At 61.7% G+C, this 16,906-nt stretch carries 15 protein-coding genes and 3 tRNA genes; 7 read left to right on the forward strand and 11 right to left on the reverse strand.

What is annotated here, in order from left to right; genetic code table 11:
* Window positions 1–51: 51 nt before the first annotated feature.
* Window positions 52–801, forward strand: coding sequence for an MBL fold metallo-hydrolase (locus tag J2045_RS10470; RefSeq protein WP_307372426.1), 750 nt, complete (start codon window positions 52–54; stop codon window positions 799–801).
* 11 nt (window positions 802–812) lie between these two features.
* Here J2045_RS10470 and J2045_RS10475 read toward each other — a convergent pair whose 3' ends face one another.
* From J2045_RS10475 to J2045_RS10500, 6 genes are all read right to left on the reverse strand, one after another.
* The gene (locus J2045_RS10475) at window positions 813–2,021 is read right to left on the reverse strand and encodes an MFS transporter (protein ID WP_307372428.1); all 1,209 of its coding nucleotides are present in this window, start codon (window positions 2,019–2,021) and stop codon (window positions 813–815) included.
* A 94-nt stretch (window positions 2,022–2,115) separates the two neighbouring features.
* Entirely contained in the window at window positions 2,116–3,540 is a 1,425-nt protein-coding gene (gene sthA / locus J2045_RS10480; protein WP_307372430.1) for a Si-specific NAD(P)(+) transhydrogenase, read from the reverse strand.
* A gap of 152 nt (window positions 3,541–3,692) precedes the next feature.
* Entirely contained in the window at window positions 3,693–4,559 is an 867-nt protein-coding gene (gene radC / locus J2045_RS10485) for a RadC family protein (protein WP_370873075.1), read from the reverse strand.
* A gap of 116 nt (window positions 4,560–4,675) precedes the next feature.
* Window positions 4,676–5,500 carry a type I methionyl aminopeptidase gene (map, locus tag J2045_RS10490; RefSeq protein WP_307372432.1) on the reverse strand — a complete coding sequence of 275 codons (825 nt, stop codon included), beginning with the start codon at window positions 5,498–5,500 and terminating at the stop codon, window positions 4,676–4,678.
* 40 nt (window positions 5,501–5,540) lie between these two features.
* On the reverse strand, window positions 5,541–6,260 hold the full coding sequence (sfsA, locus tag J2045_RS10495) for a DNA/RNA nuclease SfsA (RefSeq protein WP_307372434.1): 720 nt from the start codon (window positions 6,258–6,260) through the stop codon (window positions 5,541–5,543).
* A gap of 21 nt (window positions 6,261–6,281) precedes the next feature.
* Window positions 6,282–8,114 carry a PHA/PHB synthase family protein gene (locus J2045_RS10500; RefSeq protein WP_307372436.1) on the reverse strand — a complete coding sequence of 611 codons (1,833 nt, stop codon included), beginning with the start codon at window positions 8,112–8,114 and terminating at the stop codon, window positions 6,282–6,284.
* A gap of 161 nt (window positions 8,115–8,275) precedes the next feature.
* Between J2045_RS10500 and J2045_RS10505 the strand changes: the two genes are divergently transcribed.
* The 5 genes from J2045_RS10505 to recJ all read left to right on the forward strand — a co-directional run bounded on the left by J2045_RS10505 (window position 8,276) and on the right by recJ (window position 13,810).
* Window positions 8,276–8,680 (forward strand): SHOCT domain-containing protein, encoded by a 405-nt coding sequence (locus J2045_RS10505; RefSeq protein ID WP_307372438.1) that lies wholly within the window; start codon window positions 8,276–8,278, stop codon window positions 8,678–8,680.
* 232 nt (window positions 8,681–8,912) lie between these two features.
* On the forward strand, window positions 8,913–10,130 hold the full coding sequence (locus J2045_RS10510; protein ID WP_307372440.1) for an LL-diaminopimelate aminotransferase: 1,218 nt from the start codon (window positions 8,913–8,915) through the stop codon (window positions 10,128–10,130).
* Window positions 10,131–10,200: 70 nt separating this feature from the next.
* On the forward strand, window positions 10,201–11,520 hold the full coding sequence (locus J2045_RS10515) for a homoserine dehydrogenase (RefSeq protein WP_307372441.1): 1,320 nt from the start codon (window positions 10,201–10,203) through the stop codon (window positions 11,518–11,520).
* 174 nt (window positions 11,521–11,694) lie between these two features.
* On the forward strand, window positions 11,695–11,892 hold the full coding sequence (locus J2045_RS10520) for a hypothetical protein (protein ID WP_307372445.1): 198 nt from the start codon (window positions 11,695–11,697) through the stop codon (window positions 11,890–11,892).
* A 106-nt stretch (window positions 11,893–11,998) separates the two neighbouring features.
* Window positions 11,999–13,810 (forward strand): single-stranded-DNA-specific exonuclease RecJ, encoded by a 1,812-nt coding sequence (gene recJ / locus J2045_RS10525; protein ID WP_307372447.1) that lies wholly within the window; start codon window positions 11,999–12,001, stop codon window positions 13,808–13,810.
* A gap of 38 nt (window positions 13,811–13,848) precedes the next feature.
* Here the strand turns inward: recJ and J2045_RS10530 are convergent.
* The 5 genes from J2045_RS10530 to gloA all read right to left on the reverse strand — a co-directional run bounded on the left by J2045_RS10530 (window position 13,849) and on the right by gloA (window position 16,113).
* Window positions 13,849–13,923: transfer RNA gene (locus tag J2045_RS10530), tRNA-Glu, on the reverse strand.
* Window positions 13,924–14,093: 170 nt separating this feature from the next.
* Window positions 14,094–14,168: transfer RNA gene (locus J2045_RS10535), tRNA-Glu, on the reverse strand.
* Between the two features lie 170 nt (window positions 14,169–14,338).
* Window positions 14,339–14,413: transfer RNA gene (locus J2045_RS10540), tRNA-Glu, on the reverse strand.
* A gap of 158 nt (window positions 14,414–14,571) precedes the next feature.
* Entirely contained in the window at window positions 14,572–15,567 is a 996-nt protein-coding gene (locus J2045_RS10545; RefSeq protein ID WP_307372450.1) for a hypothetical protein, read from the reverse strand.
* A 105-nt stretch (window positions 15,568–15,672) separates the two neighbouring features.
* Complete coding sequence (gene gloA / locus J2045_RS10550; RefSeq protein ID WP_166599406.1) at window positions 15,673–16,113, reverse strand: lactoylglutathione lyase; 441 nt, start codon at window positions 16,111–16,113, stop codon at window positions 15,673–15,675.
* 182 nt (window positions 16,114–16,295) lie between these two features.
* Here gloA and J2045_RS10555 point away from each other — a divergent pair, with 182 nt between their 5' ends.
* Complete coding sequence (locus J2045_RS10555; protein ID WP_166599405.1) at window positions 16,296–16,874, forward strand: cold-shock protein; 579 nt, start codon at window positions 16,296–16,298, stop codon at window positions 16,872–16,874.
* Window positions 16,875–16,906: the final 32 nt, after the last annotated feature.

Genomic DNA, 16,906 nt, shown 5'->3' on the forward strand with positions numbered 1-16,906 from the left:
AAAGCCGCCCCCTTGGGCGGCTTTTTCGTATTTGTGAACAGGGAAGAGATCATGCAGATCCGGCTCATTCGAAGTGCGACGCTGACAGTCGAACTCGCCGGCATCCGGCTTCTGATTGATCCCTGGCTCGCCGGGAAGGGCGAGGGACGGAGCTATTCCGGAAAAGGGCAGTCCCCGCTCGTTGATCTCCCGATTCCCGTCGATGAAGTACTGGATGGCATCGACGCCGTGCTGGTTTCGCATTTGCATTCCGACCATTTCGACGATGTGGCGCAAGACCTGCTGCCGAAGAGCATGCCCATCCTCTGCCATGGCCGGGACCAAGACGTGATCCTCGCCAAGGGTTTCGCAGACGTCCGGGTCATCGGAGACGGCATCCAGCTCGGCGCTTTAAGCATCAGGACGACCGATGGCCGTCATGGTCCACCGGAGGTCCTTAATGACATGGGCGAAATCTCAGGCTTCCTGATCGGTGCTGAGGCTGAACCGACGCTCTACTGGGCTGGTGACACAATCCTGTGCCCCGAGGTCGAGACTGTGCTGGCTGTCGAAAAGCCCGGCCTTGTCGTGGTGCATGGATGTGGAGCGCTGTGGAAGGGCAATGGGCCGCTGGTCATGGATGCGGGGATGGTGATGGAGACGCTGCGTCTCGCCGGTGACGCCACGGTCATCGTCACCCATCTCGATGCTGTCGATCATGCCACGGTTTCCCGCGCCGACTTTCGGGTGCTGCTCGGTACCGATAGCGACGGAACCGAACGACTTCGGGTGCCGGACGACGGCGAGTCGATGAGCTTCTGAAGGTTTGGGTCTCACACGAGTTTCAGCCGTGCCCGATCGACCATCAGCAGGCCCGCCACGCCTGCCAGCGCGAGCACAAGACCGAGCCAGGCCGTGCCCGAATAACCGAAGAAGTGCGCCCCAGCCGCGAACGTACCGGCGCTTACGGCATTCCCGAGGAAGGAATTGATCGGCATGAAGGCGGTACCCAAGCCCGGTGTGGTCGGGAAGAGGTCCTGGAAATAGGTAATCGGCAGGGAGAGAAGGGCCGCCGCCGTGGCCGCGCCCGGCACGGCGAGCGCGTAGAAATGCCAGGGCGCCGTGGCGAAAACGAAGCCCACCATGTGCAACCCGTAGAGCAGCGCCGAAGCAACGATCAGGACGAGAAGGCTGAAGCGCTTCAACAGAGCGGCTGCCAGGAGCATGAAGGGGATTTCGATGAGGGCGATCAGCGCGGCGATGAAACCGACATCCCGGGTCGATCCGCCAAGTTCGAGCGTCAGGATCAGCGGCCAGATCATCGTCGCGAGCCGCGTGGTCCCCGTCACGGCGGCCATCGCTACCATCCGCACCAGCATGTCGGCCCGTACGAGTTCGCGCAGCGCGTCGAAGAAGGCTGATTGACTGGTGTTTCCAGGCTCTTTCGGCTCCTTGGGGGGAGCTAGGAGCAGCAGGGACGCTATCGCGATCAGCAGCGTGCAGGTTGCCGCCGCACCCCACGCGCCGATCATGTTGGCCGACTGGGCGAGCGCCAAGCCGAGGATCGCGGGCATCACCACCCAGGATGCCGACATGAAGGAGCGAACTACCGTATTGACGGCTGCCGCGTCGCGCGAGGAAAGCGTGCTCGTCTCTATCCGCGCCGAGGCGAAGAGCAGCGAGTGTACGGCCTGGGAGAAGGGGATGACGAAGGCGGTGGCGACGACGAAGACGGGGATGGACGGGAAGAGAAAGATCGCGCCGTAGCCGATCATGCCTGCGAGCGCCAGAAGAGAGATCATCCGACGTCTGTCGCCCATGCCATCGGAGAGAATGCCGAGGGAAACGCTGATTGTCACCGTCATGATCGATGCGACAACGGTCAGGGCCGAGTAGGCCTGATCACTCATCCCGAGTGCACCGATCGCCGTAACACCGAGATAGGGCAGAGTGGAGCCATAGGCACAACCTTGCACGAAGATCATGATGGACAGGATAACGAGTTGCGGGCGGGCCGCGATCTGGTGGAGGGACGACGTCATTGGCGACTCGGGGAGTGGCAGGAGAACGTGCCTGCTTAGCAGGTGAGCCGCGCACCGTCTCCAATCTCAATGGGTTCCCGCAACGCGCCGCGCCTCACTCGGCGGCCCGTCGCTCCACCTTTTCGACCTTTAACTCGCCCATCCGGTTCCAGGCATCCAGACCAGCGATCTTGTAGGCCTCGGCGAGCGTCGGATAATTGAAGGTGTTCTCGACGAAGTATTCGACGGTGCCTTTGAGGTTGAGGACCGCCTGGCCGATATGCACGAGCTCGGTCGCCCCTTCGCCGACGATATGCACGCCAAGCAGCCGGCGCGTCTTCAGCGAAAAGATCATCTTCAGCATGCCGCTGTCGAGGCCCATGATGTGGCCACGCGAAGTCTCGCGGAAATGGGCGATCCCGGTCTCGTAGGGGATGCCGCGTTGAATGACCTCTTCTTCGGTCAGGCCGCAGGTCGAGATCTCCGGAACGGCATAGATGCCGTAGGGAAAGAATTGCGGTGGATCATGCGCCGGCGCACCGACGGCGTGACGGGCGGCGATGCGGCCCTGTTCCATGGAGGTCGAGGCGAGCGACGGGAACCCGACCACGTCGCCTGCAGCATAGATATTCGAAACGGAGGTCTGGAATGTCTCCGAATTGACCTTCAGTCGTCCGCGATTGTCCGCTTCCAGGCCAGCAGCCTCGAGGTTGAGCGTATCGGTTGCACCAACGCGGCCGGCGGCGAACAGCACCATTTCGGCCGTCAGCACGCGCCCGTTCTTCAACGTCACACGGCATTTGCCGTCAACTTTCTCGACGCCCTCAACCGTCTGGCCAAAGATCAGCTTCATGTTGCGGTCGCGCAGCTGGTAGGTGAAATCCTCGACGATCTCCTTGTCGATGAAGTCGAGCATGGTGTCGCGCGGTTCTACCACCGTGACAACGGTATCGAGCGCCGAAAAGATCGTCGCATATTCGATGCCGATGACGCCCGCACCGATGACGATCATCGAGCGCGGCAGCTCCTTGATTTCCAAAATTTCGTCGCTGTCGATGATGCTGACACCGTCGAAGGGAATGTGCGACGGCTTGAAGGGGCGGGTGCCGACGGCCAGCAGCACCGATCCCGCTTGAACATGCACGACTTCGCCGTCTTCCTTGACGACTTCGAGCGTGTGCGGATCGAGGAAATGCGCCTTGCCGCGCATCTGGTGTACGCGGTTGCGCGAGAATTGGTGTTCGAGCACCTCGACCTCGTGGTCGAGCGTGATCAGAAGTCGCCGGCGAAGGTCATCGGCGTTGATTTCCTGTTTCACGCGGTAGCTGCGGCCGTAGAAGCCGCGCTCGCGCCAGCCGGTGAGGTTGAGAGCGGTCTCGCGCAGCGTCTTCGACGGGATCGTTCCGGTATGAACCGAGACGCCGCCGACGCGCGTGCCCTTTTCGATGACGAGAACCTTCTTTTCCAGCTTGGCCGCCTGGATCGCCGCTCTGCGTCCGGCCGGTCCGCTGCCAATCACGACGAAGTCATACTGGTTCATGAGGTGCCTCTGATTCGCCTGCCGCCATGTTGCAGTGCACATTTTCCACATGCAGTATGACAGGGCAACGTCACCGTTTCGTTATCAAGGTGAAATCCGGTCAAGAGATCGAGCTCCATAAACTGGGCACCCCGGTGATCATCAATGCGCCGTCAGATCAGCCTAAGGCCCTTGAGGCTCGCATGACCGTCCTTGCCGATGATGATGTGGTCATGGACGGTAATCCCGAGCGGCTTGGCGGTCTCGACGATGGTCCGCGTCATGTCGATGTCGGCGCGGGATGGTGTCGGGTCGCCACTTGGATGGTTGTGGACCAAAATGATGGCTGTTGCCGACAATTCGAGCGCCCGCTTGACCACTTCGCGCGGATAGACCGGCGTGTGGTCCACCGTGCCACGCCCCTGGATTTCGTCGGCGATCAGCACATTGCGCTTGTCGAGGAACAGGATGCGGAACTGTTCTGTGGTCTCGTATGCCATGGCCGCATGACAGTAGTCGATGACTGACGACCAGGAGGAGAGAACCTGTTTCTCGCGCAGCTCGCTCTTCAGCATGCGCTGGGCGACATTTGCGATCAGCTTGAGGTCGAGAGCAACGGTTTCGCCGACGCCCTTGACCTCTTGCAGAAGGGCTGGCGGCGCGCCGAGTACCCCTGCGAGCGTCTGGAACCGTGCGAGCAAGGCCTTGGCGATCGGCTTCGTGTCGCGGCGCGGGATCAGGCGAAAGAGCAACAGTTCAAGGATCTCGTAGTCGGCGAGTGCGGTTTCGCCGCCATCACGAAACCGGCTGCGAAGACGCTCGCGATGGCCGACATAATGCGCTTCTGGCGGCAAGGACGCACGGGTCGAAGCGGCCTTGGCCAGGCGGTTGTCACGCGCCGGTTGCTCGGCAAAGAACCTGCGCTCGTCTGTGTGTTCGGCCGGAGCCGGGCGGCCAAGTGAAAGGAAATCTGAGATCGGTCCCGCCGGCTGCTCGTCGTGACCCCTGTGTCCATCGGAAACCGGATGCTTGCTCGTCATGCCACCCAATCCTGACCGTCATGGTCCAGCGGCCTGTTCGCCGCCAAGGCATAGTGACACGACTCACGCGGGGCGCAAGTTCAAGTTGCGATTGGTTGGCGTAATCGCGTCTCCGCTCAGCCTAGCCCGGGACGGTCGAGCCCTGCAGGGGATAGGGTAAAGATCTCGCAGCCGTTTGCCGTCACGCCCACGGTGTGCTCGTATTGCGCCGTCAGCGACCGGTCACGCGTGACTGCGGTCCACCCGTCGGAGAGAACCTTCACATGCGGTTTGCCGAGATTGATCATCGGCTCGATGGTGAAGATCATACCCTCGCGCAATTCGGGGCCTTCGTTCGCCTTGCCGTAATGCAGGATGTTGGGGCTGTCATGGAACAGGCGGCCGACGCCGTGACCGCAAAAGTCACGGACCACAGAGCAACGTTCAGCCTCTGCATAGGACTGGATGGCTTCGCCAATGGCACCGGTTCGGGCGCCTGGACGGACGGCTCCAATCCCACGCATCAGGCATTCATAGGTGACTTCCATCAGCCGCTCGGCGGCACGCTTGATCTGTCCGACCGGATACATGCGGCTCGAATCGCCGTGCCAGCCATCAAGCAGGAAGGTCACGTCGATGTTGACGATGTCGCCTTCGCGCAACGGCTTGTCATCCGGCATTCCATGACAGACCACGTGGTTGATCGATGTGCAGACCGAATACTTGTAGCCGCGATAGTTCAGCGTTGCGGGCAGTGCACCGTGGTCGGCGCCGAATTCAAAGACAAACCTGTCGATGGCCGCCGTCGTGACGCCTGGCTTGACCATGGGTACAAGGGCATCGAGACAGCGGGCGGTCAGTTGGCAGGCGCGCCGCATGCCTTCGAAGTCGTCTGCGCCATAGAGCCGGATCGCGCCGGTGTTCTTCAACGGCGTCGTCGCCGCGTCGATATAGGTGACCATGGATGGGCTTTCGGAATGTCTAATCTAGGAGCTTGGCCGTTCATAAAGCACCGAGACCGGTTTCGTCTATCGGGATGAGGCTTTCCGGGGTGATTTTGCCGGAATCGAGTGCGCAGCGCACGGCATAGGCCTCGACGCCACGGAGAACCGCCCGGGTGAAGGCAAGGCCATAGGTGGGGTCGAGGTCGGCGGAAATCCGCATGCGTTGGCAGTCATTGCGCTGGATGATGAAGAGCATGGCCGCCCGCCGACCGGTCTCGGCCAGATCCCCCATCTCCTCAAGATGCTTGGCGCCGCGCGCCGTCACGCTGTCTGGAAATTCCGCAAGACCCTCGCTCCGGACAAAGTGGACGTTCTTGACTTCGACATGGACGCTCCCCTTCGTGTCATCTTCGAGCAGGATGTCGATCCGTGAATTGCGGCCATAACGTTGCTCGCGCTTCAAGCGTTTGAAGTCTCCGAGCGGAGGCACGAGGCCTGCAAGGATGGCTTCTTCGGCGATATGGTTGGGAAGCGCCGTGTTGACGCCGACCACGATGCCTTCGACCTCGACCAGTTCCAGGGCATAGGCGTATTTGCGCCGTGCCGTATCGTGCCGCGAGAGCCAGATCCGCGAGCCCGGTTCGGTCAGGCCGCGCATCGAGCCGGTATTGGGGCAAAAGCCCGTTATTGCAGTGCCGTCTTCCAGTACGGCGTCGAAAAGAAATCGCTTGTAGCGGCGCACCAGCCGCGCCGGCACGAGGGGCGGGGAGAAGATCATCGGACGATGCGTCGAGCCGTGTCAGACACGGGCGAGCACGTAGCGCCCGGGCGCGTCGGCGATTGAGTTCAATGCCTCGCCACCCGGCTTGCGGGCCGGCACGCGGTCGTGGTCTAGGCTTTCGATCCAGACCTGCCAATGCGGCCACCAGGAGCCCGGTGTCTCCTTGGCATTGGCCATCCAGTCCTCGTAGCTGCCCGACGCCGGACCATTGGTCCAGAACTGGTATTTGTTTTTGTCCGGCGGATTGACGACGCCGGCGATGTGACCCGAGCCGGAAAGCACGAATTCGACCGGTCCACCAAACAGCCCGCTTCCGACAAAGACGGATTTCGCCGGCGCGATATGGTCTTCCTTGGTCGCGAGATTGTAGATCGGGATTGTCACGTCCTTCAGCGACAGTGTCTTGCCGGCAAGTTGCATCTTGCCCTGGCTCAGCGTGTTGTTCAGGTAGCAGTTGCGCAGATAGAAGGAGTGGTTCGCCGCTGCCATGCGTGTCGAATCGGAGTTCCAGTACAAGAGGTCGAAGGGCATCGGATCCTGGCCCTTCAGGTAGTTGTTGACGAAATACGGCCAGATTAGCTCGGAGGCGCGCAGCATGTTGAAGGCCGCCGCCATCTTCGAGCCGTCGAGATAGCCGGTCTCGTGCATCCGCTCTTCCAGGCTGCGCAACTGCCCTTCGTCGACGAAGACCTTGAGATCACCGGCATAGGTGAAATCGACCTGTGTCGTGAACAGTGTCGCACTCGCGATCCGGCTGTTCTTCTCCTGCGCGTGCAGGGCGAGGGCTGCTGCAAGCAGCGTCCCTCCGACACAATAACCGACTGCGTTGACCTGACGCTCGCCGGTCGCCTTCTCCACGGTGTCGAGGGCGAAATCGACGCCTTCGCGGATATAGGCTTCCCAGCCCTTGTCCGCGTGTCGTTCGTCCGGATTGACCCAGGAAATCACAAAGACCGTATGCCCCTGGTCGACACACCACTTGATGAAGCTCTTCTGCGGATTGAGGTCGAGAATGTAGAACTTGTTGATCCAGGGCGGGCAGATGAGGAGAGGGCGTTTAAGCACCGTCTCCGTCGAGGCCTCGTATTGGATGATCTCACAGACATCGCTCTGCGCAATCACCTTGCCCGGTGTGATCGCCATGTTCTCGCCGACGGCGAACTTGCTGGTGTCCGTCTGGCGCATGCGCAGATCGCCATCGCCGGCCGCGATGTCCTCCGCGAGCATCTGCATGCCCTTGACGAGGTTCGCCCCATTGCTCGACACCGTTTCGCGATAGAGCTGCGGATTGGTCGCGACGAAGTTGGCCGGCGAAAGCGCCGCCGTGATCTGCCGCATGTAGAAATTTGCCTTGTGGCGCGTGTGCTCGTCGAGACCACCGGCATCATTCACCATCTTCTCTGCCCATTGGCAAAGCACGAGATAGGTCTGGCGGAGAAAATCGAAGAAGGGATTGCGCTCCCAGTCCTCGTCCGAGAATCGCTTGTCCTTCGGCAGCGGATCCACGACGGGTTGTTCGGGCATGGCGAGGCGGGACAATGAGCGAGTCCAAACGCCGAACACGGCATTCAGGAGATGCGTCTGTGCCTCCAGGGTCCGCTTGGGGTCGGACATCCAGTATTCGGCCACCTTGCCCATGGTCTTGGTCAGTTCGGCCATCGGTTCGGTAACGGGGTCGACGATTTCCCCGGTTTCGCGGGGCTTCAACCAGACGGAGGCCGCCTTGCCGAGGTTTTCAAGCGCCTTGGCCGTGTTGACGGCGAGTGCCTGCGGATCCTTGACGATATAGGGCTCGATCAGTTTCGGATCGAACGCGGCACCCGCTTCGGCTTCTTCCCGCGTCCTGTCCATGTCGTCCTCCCCAGGATTCTTCTGGCGTCTTTTGTGTTTGCCTATCCTGCATGAAAACGACTACAAGTTCCAGCTGTTGACGCATAGTCTTTCGAAGGTGATCGAAGGTTGCGTCCTTGAGGAATGTCAGTTTTGCCGCGTGAACGCGGCCGGTCGGGGCGATGGTTCAGAGCATATTCAGTTTCGCGGGTCTTTCGGTGCAGACGGTTGCGGCGGCATTGGTCGCGCTGATGGCGGGTACGGGATGCCAGTCGACGGCGCCGGCCACCACCACGCCCGTCGCCTCGGCGCTCGAAGTGAATGTCGAGGATCCGGATCAGCCGGAGCCGCCGCAGCCGCGCCCCACCTACCCGGACGGCTACCCGAATTTCGCCGGCTCTCTGAGTGCAGCAAGCGTCCAGATGGGCAATGATGAAGCGGCCGCTCTCCAGGCTCAGTTGACCTCCTTGGGGGCCGCACGCAAGGCCGGGACGATTTCCGAGGCCGAGTACCAGGCGCGCCTGCTGGAATTGCGCCGGATCGCTGCCGAGCACGGTGCTGAAACCCAGGCGCAGATCACCAATTAGCGCTTGCGTTCCCTGCGATTTTTTCGCAAAGCAACCGGGGCGTTTTTGACATAAAATTTCGTCGGCGATTCAGGGCTTCTCGCCGGATTTGCGACAAAATTTCCTGCCAGCGCTCTGATTGCGATACAATCACTAAGCTCCGATTTTGCGGTTCGTTGCGGAGCCTGTGATCACGAACAAAACGAGCGCGCCTGCCGCGGACTATGCACCCGCGCGGTTTCAGGGGTTGAAGATGGAAGAGTTTCACAAAGTCCGGCGCTTGCCGCCCTACGTTTTCGAACAGGTCAACCGTTTGAAGGCGAGCGCGCGAGCCGGTGGGGCCGACATCATCGACCTCGGCATGGGCAATCCTGACCTTCCGACCCCGCAGGCGATCGTCGACAAGCTCTGCGAAGTGGTCCAGGATCCGCGCACCCATCGTTACTCCTCGTCCAAGGGCATTCCGGGCCTGCGCCGCGCCCAGGCGGCCTATTACGCCCGCCGCTTCAACGTGAAGCTCAATCCCGACACGCAGGTTGTGGCCACCCTCGGCTCCAAGGAAGGTTTCGCCAACATGGCGCAGGCGATCACCGCACCCGGTGACGTCATTCTTTGCCCGAACCCGACCTATCCGATCCATGCCTTCGGCTTCCTGATGACCGGCGGCGTGATCCGCTCGATCTCGATCGAGCCGGACGAGACCTTCTTCCCGCCGCTCGAGCGCGCCGTGAAGCATTCGATCCCGAAGCCGCTGGCGCTGATCATCAATTACCCATCGAACCCGACGGCACGCGTGGCTAGCCTCGACTTCTACAAGGACGTCATCGCATTCGCGAAGAAGCACGACATCATCGTGCTCTCTGACCTTGCCTATTCGGAAATCTACTTCGATGGCGATCCGCCGCCGTCCGTGCTCGAAGTTCCGGGCGCCATGGACTGCACGGTCGAGTTCACTTCGATGTCGAAGACCTTCTCGATGCCCGGCTGGCGCATGGGCTTTGCCGTCGGCAACGAACGCCTGATCTCGGCGCTGACGCGCGTGAAGTCCTACCTCGACTACGGCGCCTTCACGCCGATCCAGGTGGCAGCGACCCATGCTCTGAACGGCGACGGCTCCGACATCGCCGAAGTCCGCAGCATCTACCACCGTCGTCGCGACGTCATGGTCGAGAGCTTCGGCAAGGCCGGCTTCGAAGTGCCGCCGCCGGCCGCCACCATGTTCGCCTGGGCGAAGATCCCGGAAAAGTTCCGTCATCTCGGTTCGCTGGAATTCTCCAAGCTGCTCGTCGAGAAGGCTGACGTGGCTGTGGCCCCGGGCATCGGCTTCGGTGAAATGGGCGACGAATATGTCCGTCTCGCCCTCGTCGAGAACGAACACCGCATCCGCCAGGCCGCCCGTAACATCAAGAAGTTCCTGTCGACGGCCGACGAGACCATGCACAACGTGATTTCGCTCAACGCCCACCGCTGAGCCCACGTTGATCCAAGGCGGTCCCGTCAGGACCGCCTCACTTCCTTTTCGATGACGTCAGGAATGCCTCATGGCAAATGCCCTTAAAATCGGCGTGGCAGGTCTCGGGACCGTCGGTGCCTCGCTTGTCCGTATCCTCCAGACCCGCGCCAATGCGCTCGCCGTCGCCTGCGGCCGCCCGATTGCCGTCACGGCGGTCTCGGCACGTGACGCGTCCAAGGATCGCGGCATTCTGATGGATGGCATTGCCTGGTATGCCGATCCGGTCGAGATGGCAAAGGACGCCGACATCGACGTCTTCGTCGAGCTCGTTGGCGGTGCCGAAGGGGCGGCCGAGCAGTCGGTGCGCGCCGCATTGGTGCGCGGCCTGCATGTCGTCACGGCCAACAAGGCGCTTCTGTCGCGCCACGGCGTTGAACTCGCCAAGCTCGCCGAGGAAAAAGGCCGCCTGCTGAACTACGAAGCGGCGGTCGCTGGTGGCATCCCCGTCATCAAGACGCTGCGCGAATCGCTCACCGGCAACAACTTCTCCCGCATCTACGGGATCATGAACGGCACCTGCAACTACATCCTGACCCGGATGGAGCGGGAGGGGCTGTCCTTTGCCGATTGCCTGAAGGAAGCCCAGCGCCTCGGTTATGCCGAAGCCGATCCGAGCTTCGACATCGAGGGCAATGACACCGCCCACAAGCTGTCGATCCTGACGACGCTGGCTTTCGGCTGCGAAATCTCGGCCGACCAGATCTATCTCGAAGGCATCACCAACATCTCGATCGAGGACATCCATGCGGCAGCCGATCTCGGCTATCGCATCAAGCTCCTCGGCGTGGCCCAGAAGACCGAAAGCGGCATCGAGCAGCGCGTCCATCCGACCATGGTGCCGCTCGACAGCGTGATCGCCCAGGTCGATGGGGTGACCAATGCGGTGGCGCTCGAATCCGACATCCTCGGCGAATTGCTGATGGTTGGCCCCGGTGCTGGTGGCAATGCCACGGCCTCTGCCGTGCTCGGCGACATCACCGATATCGCCAAGAGCCGTCCGGGTGCGCAGGAAGTGCCGGTCCTCGGCCGTCCGGCCCATCTGCTCGAGCCGTATCGTCAGGCCGAGATGCAGAGCCATGAAGGTGGCTACTTCATCCGCCTGACGGTGCAGGACCGCACCGGCGTCTTCGCCAGCATTGCGACGAAGATGGCGGAGAATGCCATCTCGCTCGAATCGATCGTGCAGCATTCGAAGCAGCCCGCTGCACCGGATCGTCCGCAGACGATCATCCTCGTCACCCATGCCACCATGGAAAGCGCTGTGCGCAAGGCGGTCGGCGCGATCAAGGGCGAGGGTTATCTGATCGGCGAGCCGCAGGTGATTCGCATCGAGCGCCCAAAGGGATGACCGAGCGGACGAGGGCGTTATGGACGCCTTCGTGTGCCACCAGCAGCCGTTAAAGGCTCCACCTATGGAATTAGTCTGATGAATTTTGGAGAGGGGGATATTTCATCTCTCGCCAAACCAGGCTTGTGCGCGTAGTCTACGACTTCTGTCGGGTTCTTGGGGAGGAGCTCATTGATGGGAGTTGGTGAGAGAAAAGCAGCCTGGGCCGAAGTGGATGATGCTGTGGCGCGCGATGCCGACAAGACGTCGCATGGGCGGGATGGGGAAGGCTCGGCCGTTTCCTTGCCTCCTCCGTCCGAGTGGTTCCGTCTGTTTGGTTTTACGGTGATGATGGTCATTCCATTTGCCCTGGTGGCGTGGCTCATGTCCTGATCCGGGCTGGCGATTTTCTGCGATCGGTATAGAACGGGTGAGGGCGGCTACGCCGTCTAGGACCATGTTGCGCGGGCCATCGCCCAGCGCCCCGCAAAGAGCAGTCATGTCGACCGAACCGGTAGATCCCGTCATCCGCGCTTTCCTCGGCGTCGAACACTCCGCCAGCGGCCAGCGCTGGATGTCCCGCACCGATCAGGCAGGGCAGAATCGCGCGCTTGCCATCAGCCAGTTGCATGGAATACCGGAACTGGTAGCCCGCGTTCTGGCAGGCCGGGGCGTTGGCGTCGACGAGGCTCCGGCCTTTCTTGATCCGACGATCCGCAGCCTGATGCCTGATCCCTCTAAGCTGACCGATTGCGACGCGGCGGCAGCGCGCATCGTCGACGCGATCAACCGCAAGCAACGCGTTGCAATCTTCGGCGACTACGACGTGGACGGGGCAGCTTCCTCGGCGCTCATGGCGCGCTTTCTCCACCATTTCGGCGTTGAGGCCGAGATCTACATTCCCGACCGTATTTTCGAAGGCTATGGCCCAAATGTGGCTGCCATCGACCAGTTGATCGAGCGCGGCGCAAACCTGCTGGTCACCGTCGACTGCGGCTCGACCAGCATTGAGGCGCTGGGCGCTGCCGAACGGCGTGGCGTCGACGTCGTCGTCATCGACCACCATCAGATGGGCCACGAAATGCCGGTCTGTCATGCGCTGGTCAATCCGAATCGCGAGGACGACCTGTCGGGGCAGGGGCATCTCTGCGCCGCCGGCGTGGTCTTCATGGTGCTGGTGGCCACCCTGCGCGTCCTGCGGGAGGCGGGCCATCCGCATGCGCGGTCCCTCGATCTGCTCGCCTGGCTCGACCTCGTGGCGCTGGCAACTGTTTGCGATGTCGTGCCGCTGAAGGGCCTGAACCGCGCCTATGTCACCAAGGGTCTGATTGCGGCGCGCCACCAGAACAACGCCGGCCTTGCAGCCCTGTTGCGGGTTGCCGGCATCGGTGGTCCCGTCACGCCTTACCATTTCGGTTTTCTCGTCGGCCCGAGAATCAATGCCGGCGGACGCATTGGCGATGCAGCACTCGGTAGCCGGCTGCTGACGCTGGATGACGTGGCAGAGGCCGATCAGATCGCGGCAAAGCTCGACGAGTTGAACCGCGAACGACAGGCAATGGAAGCGATCATGCTGGCCGAGGCCGAAGCCGAGGCCATGGCCGAATATGGTACCGGCGAGCGCGCAGCCGTGATCGTCACCGCCAAGGAAAACTGGCATCCGGGTATCGTCGGCCTTCTTGCCGCGCGGCTGAAGGAAAAGTTCAAGCGGCCCGCCTTCGCCATTGCCTTCGATCCGCTCGGCAAGGGCACGGGCTCCGGCTCCGGTCGTTCGATCAACGGTTTTGACATGGGCCGTATGGTGCGCGCTGCCGTGGACGAGGGGTTGCTGGTCAAGGGCGGAGGTCATGCCATGGCGGCAGGCTTGACGCTGGACCGGACGAATCTCGGCCGTCTGCGCAGCTTCTTCGACGAACAGGCAACGACCCAAGTCTCGGCGCTTGCAGCCAACCAGACACTGAAGATCGACGGAGCCATCGGCGCCTCTGGCGCGACACTCGCTCTCGTCGATCAGCTGGAGGCCGCCGGCCCCTACGGGTCGGGTCATCCGCAGCCGATCTTTGCCGTGCCGCTGCATCGCATCCGCGATGCCCGCCCGGTCGGCACGACTCATATCAAGATCACGCTCGAAGGCATGGATGGCAGTCGCCTGGAGGGCATCGCCTTCCGTGCCGCCGAAACCGATCTCGGCCATTTCCTGATGAACAATCGTGGTAACCAGGTCCACGTTGCAGGCACACTGAGTGCCGACCATTGGCAGGGCAACAGGCGCGTGCAGTTCCGTGTCCTGGATGCCGCCAGGGCACCATGATCGACGGTCGCATCCGAACTGAAATGGGGAGATCGAAGTGGCACGCCCTAGGGGAGTCGAACCCCTCTTCCCAGAATGAAAATCTGGTGTCCTAACCGATAGACGAAGGGCGCGTGCGCTTCGGTGGCGCCCTTATGGCCGGAACTTCGGGTGAGCGCAAGAGGCTTGATCACTGGCAGGATGTTTTTTTCCACAGGCTTGCAGGTGTGCCGTATCGCAAGCGCAAACAAGCACTTGGCTCAAAACCATCCACAGGTTCTGCAATGTCAGGAGAAGATCGAAGTGGCACGCCCTAGGGGAGTCGAACCCCTCTTCCCAGAATGAAAATCTGGTGTCCTAACCGATAGACGAAGGGCGCGTGCGCTTCGGTGGCGCCCTTATGGCCGGAACTTCGGGTGAGCGCAAGAGGCTTGATTGCGGGCGAGGCGATTTTTTCCACAGGCTGCTGGTGCGCCAGTATCGCAAGCGCAAACAAGCACTTGGCAGGATGCGGTCCACAGGTCCTAAAATATTGTTGGGAAAACGAAGTGGCACGCCCTAGGGGAGTCGAACCCCTCTTCCCAGAATGAAAATCTGGTGTCCTAACCGATAGACGAAGGGCGCGTCTGCTTCGTGGCGCCCTTATAGTCAGGCTCATCCGAGACCGCAAGCGTCAATTTGCCTTTCATGCAAAAAATATGACAGTCTCCCGAAACGGTGCGCGCGGTGGGCACAAACCCTGTGATTGGAAGGACTTGGCCCGTGCCGCGTCCGCTGGACAGTCACGGTGCTGCGGCGGCCTTGTCTTTTGTTTTGCCGCCCTTGAGCAGCTCCGAGAGCGAAGGGAGCCACGTCTTCTTCTTCCCTGACGGGGCCGCCTCCGCGACGGTCCGCTCCTCTGCCGGCAACGGTTCGGCGGGATCGAACTCCTCGACGGCACCCATGGCCTGCAGCTGGTCGGGGCTGAGCTGCACCCGTTCAGGCACGCCTGGAACCGCTTCGCGAAGAGCGAGGATCTTTCGCTTTGGTCGGGGATCTGAGAGCTTCTTCAGCACAGGTGCTTCCTCCCCGGATGTCACGGCCGGTTCGGTGAGCGGTACGCTGTCTGCAGCCGGTGGAGCGACCTGTTCCTGTAGGGCTTGTTGTTGCATCAGTGCCTGCTGTTCCGCGGAAGGGCTGAAAAGGCTCTTGCGCACGGCATTGATACCGAGGGTGGGCATGTCGCCCGGTACCAGGCTGGCGCTGGCCGTCTGCGAGCCGGCAGCGGGTTGCGCCGTCGAGGGGTCGATTGCCGCCTCGGCAGGGCGCTGCTGGCCTGAGCGTCCGGCGGAGAACAGGCTGTTGCTGCCGGCATTGACCGCAGTCGGCTGCATGGTGATCTCGCCGAGGTCTGCCTGCGTCTGGGTGGGCGTCTGCGCCGGACCGGCGTGTTGCGCCTGTGCAGCCTGCTGCAGTGCCAGAACTTCCGGTGGCGGTTCGGCGATGTCGGTATAAGCGGCTGCAAGTGGCACAGGTTTGCGCTTCAGGCGCGCGGGATCCGTGTCGTTTTGAGCCACGGCAGGTTCGGCTGCTGCAGCAGGTTGTCCCGAAACGGCAACCACATACGGATCTCGGAAGCTCTTGCCGCCGGGTGCCCTGGCCGAAATCTCTTCCGAAGGTGCAGAATCGCCGAGCGACAGAACCTCGTCCGCGCTTGTCTGACACGAGGCAAGCAGTGCGGCGCTGATGGCCGCGAGCAGTCCGAGTGCTGGCCTGCGCGAATGGGATCTAGGTGTCATGTCTGCCTCCGTCGCCGCCTTCACGCGGAAGGCAAAAGGGCCGCCGGGAGCGGCCCTCGTTTATCGAGGAGACTAGAGGCGCAAACTTGCGCGAAGCGGTGGTGTTTACCAGGCGCCCGTATTCGGCATGGACGACCAGGGCTCCGCCGGAGCGAGGCTTTCGCCCTTCTGCAGGATCTCGATCGAAATGCCGTCCGGCGAGCGCACGAAGGCCATGTGACCGTCGCGCGGCGGGCGGTTGATGGTGACGCCGTTATCCATCAGTTTCTGGCAGATCGCATAGATATCATCGACCTCATAGGCGAGGTGCCCGAAGTTGCGGCCGCCGGTATAGTCCTCGGTATCCCAGTTATAGGTCAGCTCCAGGCACGGTGCCATCTCGACGCGGGCTCGCTCAAGATCCTTCTCGGCAGTCAGAAAGACCAGCGTGAACCGGCCTTTCTCGTTCTCGTATCGGCGAATCTCGGTGAGACCGAACAGGTTGCAATAGAAGTGCAGGGAGGCCTCGAGGTCCTTCACGCGGACCATGGTGTGTAGATAACGCATGGGTGTTCTCCTTCGACCCCGACATATGGAACAGCCGTCAGCTTGGAGCAAGGCTGCGGCTGCAAAAGCAACTGGTGAAATGTAAAACTAGGGCTTGCGCAGATCCGTTGACCAAATGTTAATCTGAATCTCAAGAATCAGTTAACTGAGCAATGTGACGCGTTTTCGAGGGGCTTGGGGAAATGGCGGACAGGATTTCATCGAAGGAGCTCGGCGAGTACGAAGAGCTGTCCGGCGAAGCCGTCGACCTGATGGAGATCACCGGCGTCGTCAAGTGGTTCGATGTGGCCAAGGGGTTTGGCTTCATTGTCCCTGACAACGGAATGCAGGATGTCCTGCTGCACGTGACCTGCCTGCGTCGCGACGGCTACCAGACGATTCTCGAAGGTACCCGCATTGTTGCGCTCATCCAGAAACGTGAGCGCGGCTACCAGGCCTTCCGCATCCTGTCGATGGATCAGTCGACGGCTGTGCATCCCTCGCAGATGCCGCCGGTTCGCACCCATGTTCAGGTGACGCCGACCAGCGGTCTCGAACGAGCACTCGTCAAGTGGTTCAATCGCACCAAGGGCTTTGGCTTCCTGACGCGAGGCGAGGGTACCGAGGACATCTTCGTGCATATGGAAACGCTCCGCCGCTTCGGCCTGACGGAACTGCGTCCCGGCCAAACAGTGCTGGTGCGGTTTGGACCGGGCGACAAGGGGTTGATGGCTGCGGAGATCCACCCGGACAATCCGGGGCCCGCCGCGCGGGCGCATTGAGCCGATGGACCGTCTCTTGATTATGTCGAGAA

Source organism: Peteryoungia aggregata LMG 23059 (assembly GCF_030814435.1).
Lineage (GTDB): Bacteria > Pseudomonadota > Alphaproteobacteria > Rhizobiales > Rhizobiaceae > Allorhizobium > Allorhizobium aggregatum.